The sequence below is a fragment of the Pontibacter korlensis genome (assembly GCF_000973725.1).
GTDB lineage: Bacteria > Bacteroidota > Bacteroidia > Cytophagales > Hymenobacteraceae > Pontibacter > Pontibacter korlensis.
The window spans coordinates 4,030,394-4,047,660 of record NZ_CP009621.1 but is presented as its reverse complement, the minus strand read 5'-3'; the positions used below and the strand labels follow the sequence as shown (position 1 = coordinate 4,047,660).

The 17,267-nt window shown below is 44.9% G+C and carries 17 protein-coding genes; 4 read left to right on the top strand and 13 right to left on the bottom strand.

The genetic code is table 11. The annotated features are described in order from the left end of the window. Positions 1–126 precede the first annotated feature (126 nt). On the bottom strand, positions 127–693 hold the full coding sequence (locus PKOR_RS17410; protein WP_046312408.1) for a hypothetical protein: 567 nt from the start codon (positions 691–693) through the stop codon (positions 127–129). A 71-nt stretch (positions 694–764) separates the two neighbouring features. Continuing rightward, the gene (locus tag PKOR_RS17405; protein WP_046312407.1) at positions 765–1,463 is read right to left on the bottom strand and encodes a hypothetical protein; all 699 of its coding nucleotides are present in this window, start codon (positions 1,461–1,463) and stop codon (positions 765–767) included. Positions 1,464–1,602: 139 nt separating this feature from the next. Here PKOR_RS17405 and PKOR_RS23645 point away from each other — a divergent pair, with 139 nt between their 5' ends. Beyond that, complete coding sequence (locus PKOR_RS23645; protein WP_052738930.1) at positions 1,603–2,280, top strand: hypothetical protein; 678 nt, start codon at positions 1,603–1,605, stop codon at positions 2,278–2,280. A 63-nt stretch (positions 2,281–2,343) separates the two neighbouring features. Continuing rightward, positions 2,344–2,580 (top strand): hypothetical protein, encoded by a 237-nt coding sequence (locus PKOR_RS17395; RefSeq protein ID WP_046312405.1) that lies wholly within the window; start codon positions 2,344–2,346, stop codon positions 2,578–2,580. A 96-nt stretch (positions 2,581–2,676) separates the two neighbouring features. Here PKOR_RS17395 and PKOR_RS25680 read toward each other — a convergent pair whose 3' ends face one another. Next, positions 2,677–2,817 (bottom strand): hypothetical protein, encoded by a 141-nt coding sequence (locus PKOR_RS25680; protein ID WP_235336676.1) that lies wholly within the window; start codon positions 2,815–2,817, stop codon positions 2,677–2,679. A 637-nt stretch (positions 2,818–3,454) separates the two neighbouring features. Here PKOR_RS25680 and PKOR_RS17385 point away from each other — a divergent pair. After that, positions 3,455–4,129, top strand: coding sequence for a TetR/AcrR family transcriptional regulator (locus PKOR_RS17385; protein WP_235336674.1), 675 nt, complete (start codon positions 3,455–3,457; stop codon positions 4,127–4,129). A 124-nt stretch (positions 4,130–4,253) separates the two neighbouring features. Beyond that, positions 4,254–5,519, top strand: coding sequence for an RNA-guided endonuclease InsQ/TnpB family protein (locus PKOR_RS17380; protein ID WP_084694826.1), 1,266 nt, complete (start codon positions 4,254–4,256; stop codon positions 5,517–5,519). Positions 5,520–5,546: 27 nt separating this feature from the next. Here PKOR_RS17380 and PKOR_RS17375 read toward each other — a convergent pair whose 3' ends face one another. The 10 genes from PKOR_RS17375 to PKOR_RS17330 all read right to left on the bottom strand — a co-directional run bounded on the left by PKOR_RS17375 (position 5,547) and on the right by PKOR_RS17330 (position 17,202). Further along, complete coding sequence (locus PKOR_RS17375) at positions 5,547–6,089, bottom strand: DUF4142 domain-containing protein (RefSeq protein ID WP_046312403.1); 543 nt, start codon at positions 6,087–6,089, stop codon at positions 5,547–5,549. 469 nt (positions 6,090–6,558) lie between these two features. After that, complete coding sequence (locus tag PKOR_RS17370) at positions 6,559–7,716, bottom strand: iron-containing alcohol dehydrogenase (RefSeq protein WP_046312402.1); 1,158 nt, start codon at positions 7,714–7,716, stop codon at positions 6,559–6,561. Positions 7,717–7,818: 102 nt separating this feature from the next. Then, entirely contained in the window at positions 7,819–8,832 is a 1,014-nt protein-coding gene (locus PKOR_RS17365) for an NADP-dependent oxidoreductase (protein WP_046312401.1), read from the bottom strand. A 220-nt stretch (positions 8,833–9,052) separates the two neighbouring features. Beyond that, complete coding sequence (bshB1, locus tag PKOR_RS17360; protein WP_046312400.1) at positions 9,053–9,772, bottom strand: bacillithiol biosynthesis deacetylase BshB1; 720 nt, start codon at positions 9,770–9,772, stop codon at positions 9,053–9,055. A gap of 13 nt (positions 9,773–9,785) precedes the next feature. Further along, positions 9,786–10,835 carry a M23 family metallopeptidase gene (locus tag PKOR_RS17355; protein WP_071843228.1) on the bottom strand — a complete coding sequence of 350 codons (1,050 nt, stop codon included), beginning with the start codon at positions 10,833–10,835 and terminating at the stop codon, positions 9,786–9,788. Between the two features lie 143 nt (positions 10,836–10,978). After that, positions 10,979–11,917, bottom strand: coding sequence for a thioredoxin-disulfide reductase (gene trxB, locus PKOR_RS17350; RefSeq protein ID WP_046312399.1), 939 nt, complete (start codon positions 11,915–11,917; stop codon positions 10,979–10,981). A gap of 153 nt (positions 11,918–12,070) precedes the next feature. Then, positions 12,071–12,934: a sigma-70 family RNA polymerase sigma factor gene (locus tag PKOR_RS17345; protein WP_025605096.1), complete on the bottom strand. Its 864-nt coding sequence runs from the start codon at positions 12,932–12,934 to the stop codon at positions 12,071–12,073. 191 nt (positions 12,935–13,125) lie between these two features. Continuing rightward, positions 13,126–15,264 (bottom strand): polyribonucleotide nucleotidyltransferase, encoded by a 2,139-nt coding sequence (gene pnp, locus PKOR_RS17340; protein WP_046312398.1) that lies wholly within the window; start codon positions 15,262–15,264, stop codon positions 13,126–13,128. A gap of 139 nt (positions 15,265–15,403) precedes the next feature. Continuing rightward, positions 15,404–15,679: a 30S ribosomal protein S15 gene (gene rpsO, locus PKOR_RS17335; RefSeq protein WP_046312397.1), complete on the bottom strand. Its 276-nt coding sequence runs from the start codon at positions 15,677–15,679 to the stop codon at positions 15,404–15,406. Between the two features lie 110 nt (positions 15,680–15,789). Beyond that, positions 15,790–17,202, bottom strand: a complete 1,413-nt coding sequence (locus PKOR_RS17330; RefSeq protein ID WP_046312396.1) for an LptF/LptG family permease — start codon at positions 17,200–17,202, stop codon at positions 15,790–15,792. Positions 17,203–17,267: the final 65 nt, after the last annotated feature.

Below are 17,267 nucleotides of genomic sequence, written 5' to 3'. Positions count from 1 at the left end.
TAGGCAGATTTGGTAGAAAATAAAGGCATAAAAAAAGCCACAGCTCCTGCTGCGGCCTTTTTCTCAGATGGAAATTTATACAATGTACCCCTTCTCATTCAGAATGGTTACATAATAGTGATGCAATTACCTGTTATAGCCTCCAAAGTGGCCATAGTAGTTGTTGTCTGTTTTGTCCCGGCTGCCATAATGATCGTCGCCGAAATCTCTGAACTGGTCCATGTTGCCATAGCCTGGATCATGACGGTAACCATGGTTGCCCCGGCTATCAAAATCGCGGTACATGTCACCTTCCTCGGGATTATCGTAATTAGGGTTGTAGCCCATGTTGTAAGCGTAATGGCGCGGGCGTCCAGCATAAGGACCCTCGTTGTAAGGGAAGTTACCTACATAATCTAAATCATTTTCTGCACCTCTAGGTAAGCCATAGTCGACTGACCGTGGATTGTCCGTATAGTTAGAGATGCCATAAGTTTCGTTATAGGCGTCTTCACGTGTGCCTGCTGGGCCTCCCCTACGACCATAGTCATCGCTGTGTTGAATGCGATAACGTTCTCCGGGCTCGTTTCGGGTATCACCAAGGTGGGCATGTTCACGACCATGGAAGCGCCAATGGTTGTGATTATCATGGCCTTCCTGCCTGTACTGTCGGCTAAAGTCGCCGTAATGCATATTATCTCTGTCGTTTCTCATAGTTAAAAAGTATGAGCGGCTGCGGGCATGAGCCCACTGCCGCTATTAGTTACATAATCTAATATTCTGCTTTAGCGTCTGTCACGGTCTCGCATATAGCGCTCGTAGTTCTGGTCGCTTTGCCCCTGCCAAGTGTCCATATCGCTATAGTGCTGTCCTTCACGGTAGTGTTGCTCACCGCGAGCATAGTTACGGCCGGCAAAGCCTGTACTATAGTCATTATCATACATGCGGTTGCGATGCTCATAGCGACGATACGATTCATCATCCCCACGTGATCCGCGGGCCCAATTGCCTTCATTGTCTCCTCTGCGCACATCATGGCCGAACCGCTCGTCCGCTAAGCCATAGCGGTAGTCTGACTGACCTCTTCTACTCAGATCATCATAATCTCTATCTGAATAATCTGCTTGTGGATCATAATGTCGGCCGGAATTATGGTCATCGTTCGGCACGTAAGTCATACCATATGGATTGTCGCTGTTGTTGTTGCGTGTATAGTCCTTGCCACTATATTGGGCGCCACCAGACTGGAAACGCCCCTGTGGATACATCTGCCACTGATCGGCGTTACTATTAAAACTTGTAGGATCGCCATACTGGCTAGCTCTATTAGTACCATAGCCACGGTTAAAATGGGTATCTACAGTGAAATTTCCGCGGTCTGAGTTTTGCCCATGGTGGTGCCCATGCAGCCAGCGAGCATCCGGATCGGTATGGTAGTTATCTCTATCTCTGTCTCTGTAATTATCTCTTCTCTCGTCTCTCATAGCTTGAATAGGTTTAACAGTATGAAATTACTTCTATATGTTATTACGGTATTGACCTGCCAATAGGTTAAGCATGTCCTAAACCTCAGGGCATGACATGCGTTAAAAAGTATACAATTCAACCAAAACGCTATTAATTATGGAAGGAAACTATTGGAATCGAGACGATGATAGAGATAACAGGGATCGCTACGATAACCGGCAAAGGACAGATGAGGATAGTTACCGTGGCGCTTACCGCTTAGACACTACCAGCGACCACAGAAATGAGTCTACCTGGGATGGTTTCGATAGCCGTGATCAAAATCGCCGCAGAGGCAATGACTATAATCAAAACTATAACAACGACTACAACCGCAACTATAACCAGGATTACAACAGCTATAGCCGCGGCAACGACCGCAACCGTGGTTACGACCATGATAACTATAACATGAACAGCCGGTACCGCGATTCTAACAACAGGGATGAGCATTATCGTTCAACTGGTGGTTATGGCACCCGATTTGGCGGTGATTCAAATCAACAACATCGCAGTGTACACGATCGCATAAGTGACCGCGACGGATATAGCGCTTCAGGTAACTTTAATCCAGATTACGGTCCTGATTATTACGGACAAGGCGGCGGCGCAAACTATGGCAACCAGGCAGGTTCCCTTAGCTTTGGATATGATGGGTCCAGCAACTACGACAGAGATTGGAACAGACATTATGACCCATTGACAGGACGCAGACATAGCTACCATGGCAATTATACCAGTCGGCATCCGGAGCAGAATGAAAGAAACAGAAATAACAAGGATGACCGCTACTAAGCCATAGGTTAAGGCTATACGCGGACACCCTAAGAAGTATAATAACTTTTAAAACTAATAATTATGAACACCAACGATAGAAATAAAGACAAGCTCAAGAACGAAGATCTAAACAAAACCATCAATGAGGGAAACAAAGTACCTCACATCAACCCTACTGGTGAGCGCAAAAAAGTAGACAATGACGATGTGCTTAGGGGAGAGTTTGGTGGGGCTCCTTCTCAAAAAAGTGGTAGCCGAGGTAGCGCCGATGTTCAGGACGGCGGCTCTGATATTGGAAGCAGCGCAGGCAGCCACTAGGGTTAGGCTACTAGCAAAATAAATTACCTGAAACAAGAAAGCCACCTGCATGGGTGGCTTTCTTGTTTCAGAAGTATATTAATAAAGTAATTCAAGCTATTGTAGTTCCTCTTGCTCCATGTATTCCCACATGGCATCTTCGCTGGCTCCGTTCTTAACCGCGTAAATTAGCATAGTTGTATAAACACCAATCAATAAGAAGCTAAGCGGTATTGAGAAAACAAACGATACAATCAAAGTTTTAATTGGATCCGGCTTTGAGCTCATTTTGGTAGATGCATACCAAAAGAACAATACATTAAAAATACCGGAGAATGCAATTAAGTTGATAATGTCTAGCATTGGCTAAAAGTTAGATTGTCTTATAAAGGCTGAAGGCTGCACAAGTAGTAAGCATCTGTACTTTGTTCAGCATTATTTTAAATGTTTTAACTAACTGTCGTCTGTTTATGTAGCATTTCCCAGTTGTCTTATCCTGGATTGCTTGACGCAAGTTAGAAGACTACTGCTGAAAATACAAATTACATTTAATAAAATTTCCTTGAAAAAGAATCCTTATAAATTAGCTTTCAGATATATATGAATTTTATGATCTATTCTTCAACAGGATAAATTTCAGTATCTCTTTCTGCTTCACCTAATTTAATCCAAGTAGGTGTATTGCAAAAGCAGGCCTGCTAAAGTTTGCGCTGCATGCAGAACATATGTATAAGGGAATTAGTGCAACAGGTACATTTATTTTTGAATTACGGCAAATTAGCTTTTGTGGCAGAAGCAACTAAGCCAGGTGGTATAACTTGTGTGTAAAACCACTAGTTTAATAAGTTAATATATATATTTGCGACAGTAGTATTACTCAATGCTCTCAAAAGGCATGAAAGACACTGCCAGTAAAATTTCCCCTAAAAGCTTACTCCCTATGGTAAATCCTGATAATCCCCGCGACAGAATCATAGCCGAAGCAAAAGTTATGTTCTTTACTCATGGCTACAGCAAGGTGCTTATGGCCGACCTGGCAAAAAGGCTTGGCATGAGCAAAAAGACGCTGTACCAATATTTTTCTGGCAAGGAGGATATTCTGAATGTGATTATCAAGCAGCATGGTCAGGATATACAGCACGAGGTGGAGCATACTTTAGCCAATGAGCAAATGCCCTTTCCTGAAAAGATCAGTCATATTTTCAGTTATGTAGCTACTAAACTCCATGACATAAACCCGGGATTCGTGCTGGACATAAAGAAAAATGCTCCTTCTGCCTGGCAGCAATTACAAAAATATAAGGCAGATGCGGCTTTCCTTCGCTTTACCACCCTCTTAGATGAAGGCTACAGAAAGGGCTATGTACGCACAGATATTAGCCGCACTATGGCTGTGTTACTTTATGCCAGCGCCTTAGAGACTATCCTGAACCCTGACTTCACCGAGCAAGTGCCAGCAGAGCTACTGCAGGATATGCCCAAAACGCCTGGAGCTGTTTTCGACGGTTTGGTGAAGATTATCTTCGGTGGTATTTTAGATACAAAGGCTATCGAACAAAATAACTCATAAAAAAGCACCCGTACCTATTCATACGGGTGCCAAGAATTTATTTACGAGAAAATGCCAAAGAAAGCCCTAACACTTGGGGCTTTAGCCAAGGGATGAATTTGGTTTTCTTTTTGAACCACTCGATGTGGTGCAGCATCCCTTCACTTTTGCTGGGTTCGATTTTACCCTATGTTCTACCGCCTGCACTTGCCGGCTGTTACCTTTGCTGCAGCAAACATGCCCTGCACCGGGCAAGGCGCCAAAAGCAGCCGTGAACCAGATCAAGACATACCGCTTCCGACTCAAACCCACCAGGGCGCAAGCTCAGGCTTTCGCACAGTGGCTTGGCTCGTGCCGGTATGTCTACAACCTCTGCCTGGACTATAAGAAGCAGTTGTACACAAACCACCGGCTTTCCATCGGCAAGAACCAGATGCAGCAAGAGCTCTCTGCTATCGCCAGGGACGTGGAATGGATCGGGTGCGTACACTCACAAACTTTACAGGAGGTGACAGATAGATTGTTCAGGTCCTACGATGGTTTCTTCAAGCAGGGCAAGGGATTCCCCAGGTTCGCCAGGCGAGGCCAGTATCGCTCCTTCACCTACAAGCAGGGGGTGAAGCTGCACGAGAATACCTGTACAGTCCAGCTACCGAAAATCGGCAAAGTCAAGTACCGCAAGTCACAGGATGTGCAGGGGGTTATCAGGACAGCCAGCGTGGTCAGGGAAGCTGATGGGTGGCATGTGGCCCTGTGCTGTGAGGTGGAGATAGCACCGCTTCCACCAGTGACAAACGTGTTGGGGCTGGACATGGGTATCAAGTCCTTTGTGGTCACCTCAGACGGTCAGGTGGTGGATAATCCCAGGCACCTGTATCGCTACCAGCACCAGTTAAGGAGAGCGCAACGTGCTGTATCGAGGAAGAAGAAAGGTGGCAGCAACAGGCGCAAGGCTGTCGCAAAGCTGGCCAGGCTGCACCTGAAAGTGAGCAACACCCGCAAGGACTTCCACCACCAGCTGACCACGCAACTCATTCGCGAGAACCAAGCGATTGTAGTTGAGAACCTGCAAGTGCAGCATATGCTCAAGAACCACAAGTTAGCCAAATCAATATCGGACGCTGGATGGTATCAGTTCGTGCAGATGTTAGCCTACAAGTCCAGGTGGTATGGTCGGGAGTTTCATAAAGTAGCCCCCAACCATACCTCCCAGGACTGCTGGGTTTGTGGTTGGCGCAACACCGACCTGCAGCTATCAGACAGGTATTGGACCTGTGTTAACGGACACGTCCTGGACAGGGATGTGAACGCAGCTAGTAATATAAGAAATAAGGCGGTCGGGCAGACCGTTTCAGCTTGGGAGATATACAAGGACAATGGTTCGGTAGCCCAAGAATCCTACTGCCTTTAGGCGTGGGAGTGTCAATTTTAAGTTGTTTTACTCCAGCTCGTTCGTCATTTCTTCTATTTCACGTGCCATTTCAAGGTGCGCCTCGAGTAACGGAAGAGTTTGTTCGGCAAAGTTTCTTAATTCTTCATCATCCAGCTCATCTGCAGCCTGCTCAAAAAGTGCAACTGACTCTATATGCGACTGAACCTGAACATCCATATAGTCTTGATCAAGAGGCACGCCTTCCTTACCTTCTAATCTCTGCACTATTGCTTGTCTGTCTTGTGGAAGTGATGTCGGCACGGTCAAGCCTTTAGCATCAGCAAGAGCTTTCAATTCGTTTGTGGCGGCTGTATGATCTGCTATCATTTGCTCCGCAAATTGGCGAACTTCAGCTGTCTCTGCATCGTCTACAGTTACTTCGCTTGTTCTAATTTCAAACAGGTTGTTGATACCTGCTTGTTGCACAAAGCTCTCCTCTGTTAGTTGATCTAGATCAATGTCATCATCGTCATCATCACACGATGTCGCTACTATCAATGACATCATAATAAGTAGCAACATCTTTCCTTTCATCATCAGTTTGTTCATAGCAAAAAAGAAGTTAGTTAAACAATAAGCTATAACTGCTTAAAAGCAGCCAATTTCTTTAACGACTATAACAAATATGTGTTGATTATTTAGTACAATTATATCAAAGATAATAAATACCGATATTTGATTATAAAAGGATAGCAAAAGACAATTATCAAGTGATAAAAGACTTATAATGAGCTAAGATTGCTACTTGCTTCTAGTGTTCAAAAGCCATAAGAAGACTTGATTTAAACTGTTGCTTGTATTGCTTCTCTTATAAACCACACAGAAGAGTGTATCTTCATAATTTAATATAATTGAAGATGCACTTTTTCGATACTGTTCCGAATATTGCTTGACAACAGTCAAAAGTAGTACAATTACCTTCTAAAGAGTATGCTTTATTGATAAACAGATTATAAGCAAAAAGCAGCCGGAGTTTTAGCCCCGGCTGTTCTTTTATGATGAATAGATAGTTGAGGAACTATAGGCTCAACATCAAGATCTGCTTTACATCTTCAATTTGTATGTCAGCGCGCTCACCTAGATCCTTCACTCCGCGCTCTTCGAAGCGACGGATGATGGTGTCAATTGTATCTTGGCCAACTTCATAATTACGTAGTTTTGTCTGTACCTCCAGCGATTCAAAGAAGGCAATTGTAGCTTGTATAGTTGCCTCAATGCGCTCATCTTCTGTACCCCTATCAACGCCCCATACTCTTTCTCCATACTGCAGTAGCTTCTCTTTTTTGTCCTCACTCTTGTAGCGTAACAGAGCTGGGAAAACAACAGCCAATGTTCTTGCATGATCAATACCATGCAGAGCAGTAAGTTCATGAGCAATATAATGTGTCGCCCAGTCAGTAGGCACACCTACACGTATAACACCGTTTAGCGCCATAGTAGCGGCCCACATAAAGTTGGCCATAGTATTATAGTCTTGAGGATTCTGCACAGCCTTTGGCCCCTCCTCTTTCAGTGTTAAGAGAACAGCTTCGGCCATACGGTCCTGAAGAGGTGAGTTAACAGGATAAGTCAGATACTGCTCCAGCACATGCGAAAAAGCATCTACAACGCCATTGCTGATCTGTCGCTTTGGGAGTGTAAAAGTGGTCTCAGGATCCAGCACAGAGAACTTCGGAAATGTAAAAGGGCTTCCGAATGATAACTTCTCTTTTGTGGATACACGTGTCACGACGGCTCCTGAATTCATCTCAGATCCTGTGGCAGGCAGGGTAAGTACTGCACCAAAAGGAGCTGCCTTTGTTACACGCTCACGCTTTGCCAGAATATTCCACGGATCTGCCCCCTCATACTCTACAGCAGCAACAATGAACTTAGTACCATCAATAACAGAGCCTCCACCAACTGCCAAAAAGAAATCAACCTGCTTTCTTTTTGCTATATCTACGGCTTGCATTAATGTTTCGTAATGAGGATTAGGTTCAATACCTTGAAATTCAAGTACCTCATAATCCCTTAAAGCCTCCATTACCTGGTCATAGACTCCGTTCTTCTTGATGCTGCCACCACCATAGGTTATCATGACACGTGATCCAGCAGGTATTTCCTGTGCTATGGCACTGATCTGCCCTTTGCCGAAAAGTATCTTTACTGGGTTATAAAAGGTGAAATTGTTCATATAGGTTAATCTATTATATTCTTAAAATTCGGTAGAAGTCAGCTTATAGTCTTTCACAAGAGGTATTACCTGAGGTATAAGCATCTTGCAAAACCGCTTATATTAAACCTCCCGCTCTGCTACTTTTACTAACTGTTTGCCTGTGTTCTGCCCACTGAAAAGGCCCAGAAATGCCTCCGGTATATTTTCGAAGCCTTCTGTTATAGTTTCCTGGTACTTTAGCTTCCCTTCTTTAACCCACGCAGACAAGTCTTTTGCTGCTACAGCAAAGTCCTTTGCATAATCTCTGACTATGAACCCTTTCATTAAGGCGCTCTTTTTAAGCAAGATTGGTTCTACACGCATGCCAGTGGGCACAGTAGTGCTGTTATAATACGCAATCTGACCGCAGACAGCAATACGGGCAAAGTTGTTTAAACGGAGGTAAACAGCGTCTGATATCTCTCCGCCAACGTTGTCGAAGTAAACATCTATCCCATCAGGACAAGCATTGCTGATGGCCTCTTTTATACTACCGGTTGTTTTGTAGTTGATCGCTTCATCAAAACCTAACTCATCCTTTAGATAAGCGATTTTATCTTCTGAACCTGCTACCCCAACTACGCGGCAACCTTTCAGCTTTGCAATTTGACCTACTACTGTACCAACAGCACCTGCTGCCCCTGAAACTACTACTGTCTCACCCGGCTTTGGATCACCAATGTAGAGCAGACCAAAATATGCTGTTAGACCAGGCATACCTAAAATGCCCAAATGATAGCTGAGGGGTGCCAGATTAGGATCTATTGGGATTAGTCCCTCACCAGCATGTACAGAAAACTGTTGCCATGGCAAGGCTCCTTGCACCACTGTTCCTTTTGGCAGCTCCGGAATCTTACTTTCAATTACTTCTGCTACCACGCCACCCACTATAGGCTCTCCTACTGTATAAGGGGCTACATAAGATTCCGCATCACTCATACGTCCACGCATATAGGGATCAACGGAAACAAACAGGGCTTTCAGCAGTACTTTCCCCTCCTGCAATGTTGGCACATCACGCTCTTCGAACTTGAAGTTCTCACTAGTAGGCATACCCATGGGTCGGCTAGCCAGCAAAATAGTTTTATTATTCATAAAGGCACACTTTAATTAACTCTTAAGTACACCACAACCAGCCTACTTGTTATTTTGTTTAAAGTACCTGGCATGTTGACTCTATATGATCGGAGTATAAAACTGTAAGACAAGCCTTTGCTGCTGAAACAAAAATCCCTGTGCTATAAGAGATAGCACAGGGATTTTTGTTTATGTACGTTTCACATTAAAGTGATGAAACGCTTGAGCATATTGTCTCTTAAATTAGGTCAAACATGTTCTTTACGCCAATGAAGCGTTCTTTCGTAAAGCCTTCCCCGTAGGTTACTCCAATTGCATGGCCTAGCTCCTTTGCTCTTGACTCCACAAAGTCTAAAAACTCTGGAGACGAGATATAGGTGTTAGGAGAAGTGTCATCAGGGTTGAAGAACTGGGACTTGAAGGCACGAATAGCATCCATCTTCTTTTCCCAGTATGGCGTTACATCCACAACAAAGTCTGGCGTAATAAGGCGATCCTGAATGTAATGATAAACCACCTTTGGTCGCCATGCTTCCTGCTCCTCTCCTGCCTCGTTCTGTGTTTTGATCATCTTCAAACCTGACTTGAAACAAGACTCAGTTAGCAAAGCAGAACCTCTGCCATGATCAGGGTGACGATCATGTATAGCATTGGCAATTACAATTTCTGGTCTATACTTCCGCAGTACCTCTATAACTTTAAGTTGGTGCTCGCGGTCATTCTGGAAGAAACCGTCAGCCATTCCTAAGTTATCCCGTACACTGATGCCCATTACTTTAGCAGCATCGGCTGCTTCCTGTAACCGTACCTCAGGAGTACCACGCGTTCCAAGCTCCCCAACTGTCAGGTCTACAATACCGACTTTATATCCGGCATCAACATGAGAAATTAATGTTCCCGCACAGCCAAGTTCTATATCATCGGGGTGTGAGGCAAAAGCAAGTATATCTAATTTCATTCTTCTTTAGTTGTTATCTAATACGCAGCGATCGCCCAACACGAAGCGTAGTACGGGTAGTGATGCCGTTCAGCTTTGTGAGCTGGCTTACAGACACCCCATACCTTTTAGCGATGCCTGAAAGCGTATCGCCACTACGTACCTTATGATATGCTGCCCTGCGACCTGCACTGCTGGTTCCACTTCTCGCTCTGTTAGCATAGTTAAATACTGCGGAAGTGATTTGATAGCTTTCTCCTTTAAGCAGGTAATCCGGGAAGTCATATATATTTTCCGGGTCCATAGGATTTCCCTGATAACGCACCTCATAGTGTAGGTGTGGTCCGGAGCTACGCCCGGTACTTCCACCCAAGCCTATCACTTCACCAGCCTTTACAAAGTCTCCTGGTTGTGAGATGGCTTTACTCATGTGCCCGTAAAGTGTCTCAAGACCGTTATAGTGGCGCACCACAATATAATTGCCGTAGCCGCCACCATCCCACTTATTGATTCTTACCACTCCATCAAAAGCAGCATAAATAGAATCCCCTGTATCAAGATCTATATCAGTACCATAGTGCCAGCGGCCTCCACGTGCACCAAAATGACTTGTGATAGGTGTTTTATCAAGTGGCATCTTATACTCCCTGTTGTTAGCAGGATCATACAGCTTGATGTCTACAGTATCCTTCAACTGCCGGGCATCCATACGATATGGGTTGATATTTCTGGTGTCCCAGATAGCATAGTATCCGGCAATCCTGATCCAGGTAGAATCAACCAATACCTCCTCCGACATCTCCACGATATGCTGCTCGCCCAGATCTAGTTCAGTAGTATCCTCACTAACTATAGAGAGCTCCTTCTTCGGATTGAAATAGATCGACTGATCTGCATCAGAGTCCTCATCAGGAAAGTCCTCATATTTGATAAGGATGGTAGTATCAGGACGTACATAATCTATCTTCGGAGTCTTTACCTTGAACAGATCTTTAACTTTACCCTGCGCTCGGGCGCTCCCGGTACTGCACAGCATACTTATTGCAAACAGTACAAAAATTAAGGGTGCTTTTATTTTCAGCATTTGCATCAAAAGGTTGGCTGTGCTGCCACTCCGCAACACATCTTTCGCTAAATAAAACTGCAGCTCAGCCATTTTATTGTGGTACACCTAGGGCCACTTAACACAAGAAAAGATGAACGCTAGTGCAGTTCAGGTATCATATTTTAGTGCAAACCCTTTGCGGCCAAATAGCGCTCTGCGTCAAGCGCAGCCATACATCCGGAACCAGCAGCCGTAACAGCTTGGCGGTAAGTGAAGTCCTGCACATCACCACAAGCAAATACGCCATCGATGTTCGTTTTGGCAGTACCCGGAATGGTTCTTATGTAGCCATTTTCATCCAGGTTCAAATAATCTTTGAAAATCCCTGAGTTAGGCTCGTGACCGATAGCAACGAAGAATCCCTGCACTGGTAGCTCGCGCGTTTCATTAGTCACCACATTCTTCACACGCACAGCTTCAACAGCGTCTTTACCTAAAATCTCATCTGTAACTGTGTTCCACAGAATCTCAATATTAGGAGTTTTCTTTACACGCTCCTGCATGATTGTAGAAGCACGCATTTCTTCGCGGCGTACCAGCATATATACTTTCTTGCAGAGGTTAGAAAGGTAAGTTGCTTCCTCAGCAGCAGTATCACCAGCGCCAACTATCACTACATCCTGTCCACGGTAAAAGAAGCCATCGCACACGGCACAGGCAGAAACCCCATTACCATTCAAACGAGCTTCTGATTCCAGGCCTAGCCATTTAGCTGATGCTCCTGTAGATATGATTACGGCGTCAGCTTCTATTGTTTTTTGGTCGTCGATAACAACCTTATGTGGTTGAGAGGAAAAATCCACGGTAGTAGCTATACCATAGCGTACGTCCGTACCAAAACGCTCAGCTTGTTTCTTGAAGTCTTCCATCATCTGCGGTCCCATAACTCCCTCAGGGTAACCTGGGTAGTTCTCTACGTCGTTGGTGATGGTAAGCTGGCCTCCTGGTTGTAACCCTTGGTAAAGAACTGGGTTAAGTCCTGCTCTAGAGGCATAGATTGCTGCAGTATAACCAGCAGGCCCTGAGCCAATGATAAGGCATTTTACTTTTTCTATTTCCATTACTGTCTTTGGTCTAAAAGAAATTAGGTTGCAAGTATACAAAATTTCTGTGCCTTAGCCTGCATCCGGTCAGGCAAAAAGCCTATATTCTGTTATGTATAAAACAAAAAGCCCTGGCTTTTGGCCAGGGCTTTTCAAGATTTTTTAATGCAATTAGCCTAGGTACGGCTTCAATGCTTTGCTTCTGGAAGTATGGCGAAGTCTACGGATAGCTTTCTCCTTAATCTGACGCACACGCTCGCGTGTCAGGTTAAACTTCTCACCAATCTCCTCTAGTGTAAGAGAGTGTTCACCGTTAAGCCCGAAGTACAAAGTAATAACGTCAGCCTCGCGTTTAGTCAGAGTAGAAAGGGCACGCTGTACCTCTTTACGAAGTGAGTCGTTCATCAGGCCCATGTCTGGAGACTCCTCGTCTTCATTCTCTAACACGTCCAGCAAACGGTTTTCTTCACCCTGTACAAAAGGTGCATCCACAGACACGTGGCGGCCAGAAATTTTCAAAGTGTCTACTACCTCTGCAGTAGTCAGTTCCAACACTTCGGCTATTTCTTCAGGCGATGGCTCACGCTCAAACTTTTGCTCAAGCTCTGAGAATGATTTAGAGATTTTGTTAAGTGACCCGACACGGTTCAGGGGCAGACGAACAATACGAGACTGCTCGGCAAGTGCCTGAAGAATTGACTGACGGATCCACCATACAGCGTAAGAAATGAATTTGAAACCTCTTGTTTCGTCGAATCGCTTAGCGGCTTTAATCAGACCGAGGTTACCTTCGTTGATAAGGTCGCCTAGTGAAAGGCCCTGGTTCTGATACTGCTTTGCCACCGATACCACAAATCGCAAGTTGGCTTTAGTTAACTTCTCAAGCGCAAACTGATCTCCTTCTTTAATTCTCTGTGCCAGCGACACCTCTTCGTCCGGAGTAAGCAAATCAACTTTACCAATCTCCTGCAAGTATTTGTCCAGTGACTGGCTTTCGCGGTTCGTTATCTGTTTGCTTATCTTGAGTTGTCTCATCAGAGTATGTGTTATTCAAAAAAATGTAAAAACTTAGGTTTTGGCTCGGTGACTTAACATCAGAAAATCGCGCAAAGTTCTTACATCTTAAGAATAAAATCAAGATGCAGTCTTCGGCGATTGAGAATAAAAACTCTTGGTGCCTATCGAGCCACTGCAGCCAGGCACCAAGAGTTATACTATGTCAGGTGTTATTTGTTCTCCTCAGCACCTGGCTTCGGAAGGATAGCCTTACGAGAGAGCTTGAACTTACCAGTCTTCTTGTCAACATCGATAAGTTTCACTTTTACCTCCTCGCCTATTTCCAGCACGCCGTCCATGGTTTCAAGGCGCTCGTGCTTGATCTCAGAGATATGTAGCAAACCATCTTTACCAGGCATGAACTCTACAAAGGCACCGTAAGGCTGGATAGACTTAACTTTACCGATGTATGTTTCGCCAACTTCAGGCTGAGCTGCGATACCACGTATTTTGGCAACAGCAGTGTCCATAGACTCTTGGTTGCTGGCAAAAATGTTCACGTGACCTTTCTCGTTCTTCTCTTCGATGATGATCGTAGCACCAGTATCTTTCTGGATCTGCTGGATCACTTTACCACCTGGTCCAATCACAGCACCGATAAACTCTTTATCAATCACCATGTTGAATGAACGCGGAGTATGTGGCTTGTAATCAGGGTTAGGAGATTCAATTGTTTTAGCCATCTCGTTGAGAATGTGCAGACGACCAGCATTTGCCTGCTGCAGCGCCTGTGTCATTACCTCATGTGATAAGCCTTGAATTTTGATATCCATCTGGCAAGCAGTGATACCCTCTTTTGTTCCTGCAACTTTGAAGTCCATATCTCCTAGGTGGTCTTCATCACCCAAGATGTCAGATAGAACAGCAAACTTACCAGTCTCTTTGTTTGTGATAAGACCCATTGCAATACCAGAAACAGCACCTTTAACAGGAACACCGGCATCCATCAGGGCCAAGCTACCAGCACATACTGTAGCCATAGAAGAAGAACCGTTAGACTCCAGAATGTCAGAAACAATTCGGATAGTGTACGGATTCTCAGACTCTGGTGGAAGCACTTTTTTCAGGGCACGCAGTGCCAGGTTACCATGACCAATCTCACGACGGCCTGGACCTCTGTTTGGTCTTACCTCGCCAGTTGAGAAAGCCGGGAAGTTGTAGTGCAGCAGGAATTTATTTGTACCAGATACCATCGCGCTGTCGATCATTTGCTCGTCAAGCTTAGTACCTAAGGTTACAGTTGTCAAAGACTGTGTTTCACCACGGGTAAAGATAGCTGATCCGTGTGTTGCTGGCAGGTAGTTGATTTCAGACCAGATTGGGCGGATCTCATCCAGCTTACGGCCATCCAGGCGCACACGCTCATCAAGAATCATGTTACGCACGGCCTCTTTCTCTACATCGTGGTAGTAAGTTTTGATCAGTGACTCATCGTAGCCATGCTCCTCTCCCAGAGATGCAATGAACTCCTCAAGAACTGATGCAAAGCCTTCTTTACGCTCAGCTTTGTTCGCGCTTCCACGTCTAGCTACAGCATAAGCTTTCTCATAAGTAGCATCATAAACGCGCTTGCGCAGTTCCTCATCATGTGTTTCGTGCACATACTCACGCTTAACAGTAGAACCTACCATTTCGGCAAGATCCAGCTGCGCCTGGCAATGTGACTTAATAGCATCATGAGCGAACTGAATAGCTTCCAGCATTTCTGCTTCAGAAACCTCATTCATTTCACCTTCAACCATCACCACGCTATCAATAGAGGCACCAACCATTAGGTCGATGTCAGCGCGCTGCAGGTCCGTTACGCTTGGGTTGATTACCAACTGGCCATCAATGCGAGCTACACGAACCTCAGAGATAGGACCGTTAAAAGGAATATCAGAAACAGCCAGTGCAGCAGAAGCAGCTAAAGCAGCCAGTGCGTCCGGCATGATCTCTGTATCAGCAGAGATCAGATGTATTGTCATTTGAGTTTCTGCGTGGTAATCATCCGGGAACAGCGGGCGCAGTACACGGTCTACCAGGCGCGAAACCAATACTTCATAGTCAGAAAGTCTTGCTTCTCTTCTAAGGAAACCTCCCGGGATCTTACCTGAAGAAGCAAACTTCTCCTGGTAGTCTACTGAGAGTGGCAAAAAGTCAACCCCTTCACGGGCTTCTTTGTTTGAAACAACAGCCGCAAGCAGCATGGTGTTACCCATTTTCACTACTACAGATCCGTCTGCCTGCTTGGCTAATTTACCAGTTTCAATTGTTATCTCCCGGCCGTCCGGAAGAAAAATAGTTTTACTAATCGCGTTGTAGGACATCTTCAATTATCATTATCATCAAAAAAGACAGCATCACCCATTGCAACACTGTCGGTACTGGCAATTCAGAGGAAGGGAAAGGGGGTGCTTAAAAAAAAGATTAGGGAATTCCTATAATGAATTCCCTAACACAATAAGCTTATTTACGGATACCCAGCTCGCTAATGATAGCTCTGTATCTTTCAATATCGTTCTTCAGGAGGTAGTTAAGAAGTCTTCTTCTCTTACCTACAAGTTTCAAAAGACCAAGACGTGTGCTAAAGTCTTTCTTGTGGATCTTCAGGTGCTCGGTCAGGTCCGCGATACGTGTCGTGAACAGAGCGATCTGAGCCTCAGGAGAACCTGTATCAGACTTAGACTTGTTGAAACCGTGCTTTTCGAAAATCTCTTGTTTCGCTTCAGTGGTTAATCTCATTGCGTAAAAATATCAATCTGTTTTATCTTGCAAAGCTTGCTATACAAGCCACAAAGTTATAAAATTTACTTTTACAAAAAAAACTTTTAGTAATTCTTTATATAGTGTTTTCACAGTTTATTGCGTCGTAGGCGTGCCATAAGCTTACGCCAGAAGTCCATCTCCAGCAGGCTAGAGTCGTTTCTTGCCTGGTACAGGAAGAACAAACCTATCGGCAAGAGTATCAGGTTAGCTGCCCACATACCTGCCCCGACTGACACCAGCCCTTCACGAGCCCACTTCTCACCAAGTATGGTCATCACATACATGGTAATGAAAAACACAATGGAAATTACCACTGGCACACCAAGACCACCCTTTTTAATGATAGCTCCAAGCGGCGCGCCAATCAAGAACATGATGATGATAGAAACAGACTGTGTATACTTGCGCCAGATTTCCACCTCATAGTTATTCGCTTCACGGAGAGTATTGCGTACACGCTCCACATAACTGGAAGTAAAGCTTTTAATGTTTCTGGCCTTATTTGTAGCCAGCACAAGTGTTTCTGAAGTTAGTTCAGGCAATTCGCGCTGCACCTTTTTCTCATGCATACGGATACCGTTCTTTACCTGCCCGGTATCGGCCTTAAAGTACATGTAAAAAGGATCTACATTAGGGGCATATAGCTTCTTCTCCCGTTCGCTGTGCCTACGCAAAGAGTCCGTTACTACGTTCAACTCTTTGATATTCTTCATCATTTTGTTGTCGGAGAAGAGTTCCTCACGGGTACGGTCGAAGTTAAAAGAAGCCATGCTCAGCATCAGCTTACTCTTGTCAAACTCCTGACGAACAAACTGCTCATTGGAATTGCGGAAGGATGAGTTATTCTGATCTACATAAGTATTACCCCGAAACAGCTCCAAGACCAGATAGCTGTCGTTATAATCCATGTACATCTCACCTGAATCGGCCAAGATAACCGTGGTATTATTACCGCCCTTCGTGTGGTCATAGATCATCACCTCACGCAGTGTCTGCCCATCGTTCATCTTTTTATTCACTTTGATGCTATAGCCTGGGATGCCGTTATAGAACGCCCCTTCCTTAAAGTTCATAGCAGGCTTTTTCTGACGAATATCCCACAGCAAGCTATAAGCCTTGAGATTAGCCTTTGGAACCACCTTGTTGTTGAAGAAGAAGGCACCTACCGTAATAAAGGTTACCACAATCAGTACGGGGCGCAGCACGCGGGTAAGAGCCACACCAGAAGTTTTGATTGCCGTCAGCTCGTGGTGCTCCCCCATCGTACCGAATGTCATGAGGGAGGACAAAAGCACTGCCAATGGCAAGGCCACCGGTGCCATGTTTACACTGAAATAGAAGAGCAACTCGCCAAACACCTCTGCGCCCAGGTCTTTACCAACCAGTTCGTCGAGGTACTTTAGCATATACTGGGTGAGCAGAATAAACTCCACCACAGCAAAGGTTAATAGGAAAGGACCAAAAAAAGCCCGGAGTATAAGCTTATCAAGTTTCTTCATGCGCAAAAACTGTGGGCAGCTACTCTAAATAATTTGCTGCCTTTCTCTGACTATTGTCAGCAATT

What these genes read in the sequence shown, in the direction of transcription:
- PKOR_RS17375 (WP_046312403.1), bottom strand. Translation starts at nt 6,089, where the DNA reads ATGAACAAACTGATGATGAAAGGAAAGATGTTGCTACTTATTATGATG.
- PKOR_RS17345 (WP_025605096.1), bottom strand. Translation starts at nt 12,934, where the DNA reads ATGAGACAACTCAAGATAAGCAAACAGATAACGAACCGCGAAAGCCAG.
- PKOR_RS17370 (WP_046312402.1), bottom strand. Translation starts at nt 7,716, where the DNA reads ATGAACAATTTCACCTTTTATAACCCAGTAAAGATACTTTTCGGCAAA.
- PKOR_RS17410 (WP_046312408.1), bottom strand. Translation starts at nt 693, where the DNA reads ATGAGAAACGACAGAGATAATATGCATTACGGCGACTTTAGCCGACAG.
- rpsO (WP_046312397.1), bottom strand. Translation starts at nt 15,679, where the DNA reads ATGAGATTAACCACTGAAGCGAAACAAGAGATTTTCGAAAAGCACGGT.
- PKOR_RS17405 (WP_046312407.1), bottom strand. Translation starts at nt 1,463, where the DNA reads ATGAGAGACGAGAGAAGAGATAATTACAGAGACAGAGATAGAGATAAC.
- PKOR_RS17395 (WP_046312405.1), top strand. Translation starts at nt 2,344, where the DNA reads ATGAACACCAACGATAGAAATAAAGACAAGCTCAAGAACGAAGATCTA.
- PKOR_RS17330 (WP_046312396.1), bottom strand. Translation starts at nt 17,202, where the DNA reads ATGAAGAAACTTGATAAGCTTATACTCCGGGCTTTTTTTGGTCCTTTC.
- PKOR_RS17385 (WP_235336674.1), top strand. Translation starts at nt 3,455, where the DNA reads ATGAAAGACACTGCCAGTAAAATTTCCCCTAAAAGCTTACTCCCTATG.
- PKOR_RS23645 (WP_052738930.1), top strand. Translation starts at nt 1,603, where the DNA reads ATGGAAGGAAACTATTGGAATCGAGACGATGATAGAGATAACAGGGAT.
- bshB1 (WP_046312400.1), bottom strand. Translation starts at nt 9,772, where the DNA reads ATGAAATTAGATATACTTGCTTTTGCCTCACACCCCGATGATATAGAA.
- trxB (WP_046312399.1), bottom strand. Translation starts at nt 11,917, where the DNA reads ATGGAAATAGAAAAAGTAAAATGCCTTATCATTGGCTCAGGGCCTGCT.
- PKOR_RS17365 (WP_046312401.1), bottom strand. Translation starts at nt 8,832, where the DNA reads ATGAATAATAAAACTATTTTGCTGGCTAGCCGACCCATGGGTATGCCT.
- PKOR_RS17355 (WP_071843228.1), bottom strand. Translation starts at nt 10,835, where the DNA reads ATGCTGAAAATAAAAGCACCCTTAATTTTTGTACTGTTTGCAATAAGT.
- pnp (WP_046312398.1), bottom strand. Translation starts at nt 15,264, where the DNA reads ATGTCCTACAACGCGATTAGTAAAACTATTTTTCTTCCGGACGGCCGG.